The following is a 920-nucleotide window of genomic DNA, read 5'->3' as shown; positions in this document are numbered from 1 at the left end:
AATCGGTATAGAGATACTCGCCTGTTTGCCCATTAATCGACAAACTGCTGATTGGATTGGCAAGCAGCAGCTTTTCACGCCCTCCACTCACATCCACTGAATATATCTGCGCTGACGCGCTGCCCGCGAAGCCATTGTTCACGCTGCTCTCGATATCTCCGATCCGCGACGATCGAAATAGATTTCTTGATCCATTCGGACTAAAGCATAAGGGACATACTTTGCTAAAGTGATAAGTCAGTCGCTTTGCGTCTCCGCCGTTKCGCTCACCAGAAAAACATCACCTGGCCCGAAGCGATCGGTCGTAAACGCAATGGATTCCCCGTCCGGTGACCAAATGGGATTTTCACTGTAACTGTCAGCAGAAGTGAGAGGAATGGGCTTCTCCCCCTTTGCTTGCGATAAGCCAGAATCTGCCCTAGCGTAGGTAAAACGCAATTCGTTGACCGTCTGGTGATAAAGCGATATCTCGCAACCAGGTAGGTTGAGAGTTTGTGGTCGTTGTCGCAACACTTTCTTGAGCTAAGCTCGGATTTGAAAGACTGGCCAGTAAGACCAATGCAATCGAGTTGGCAGTAAAACGTTGAATTCGCATCCGTTTTCCTTGCGTTATTGTAATAGGAATGAGTTTAAATGAATCAAACACTGTTTTTATACAGGTTTTGACGATAGATAACAGGGAAAAATTCCATCCAAAAATCAAATAGGACCAGTGAATAATTGAACATTAATACAGCATTCTCTAATGCACCTTTATCCATAAGGCTTTGATGGTTATTTACTATTATCATTTCTAACCTACTCAGTTTGTTAATAAAACTCTGGTTTTCATTAACAAATGCCGCTAGATTGATAAAACAACAACAAACAAGGAGAAATGCATGGAGATTACTATTCGCCCAACGTCAATTGAGGACGCC

General features: G+C 43.5%; 1 protein-coding gene. It reads right to left on the bottom strand.

Features of this window, described 5'->3' with window-relative positions; all coding sequences use genetic code 11:
• Window positions 1–418: 418 nt before the first annotated feature.
• Window positions 419–595, bottom strand: coding sequence for a hypothetical protein (locus CIK04_RS33840; RefSeq protein ID WP_325205804.1), 177 nt, complete (start codon window positions 593–595; stop codon window positions 419–421).
• Window positions 596–920 lie beyond the last annotated feature (325 nt).

The organism is Vibrio sp. 03_296, from assembly GCF_002265885.1.
Note: the sequence above shows the minus strand (reverse complement) of the source record. Positions and strands in the feature narration are given on the sequence as shown.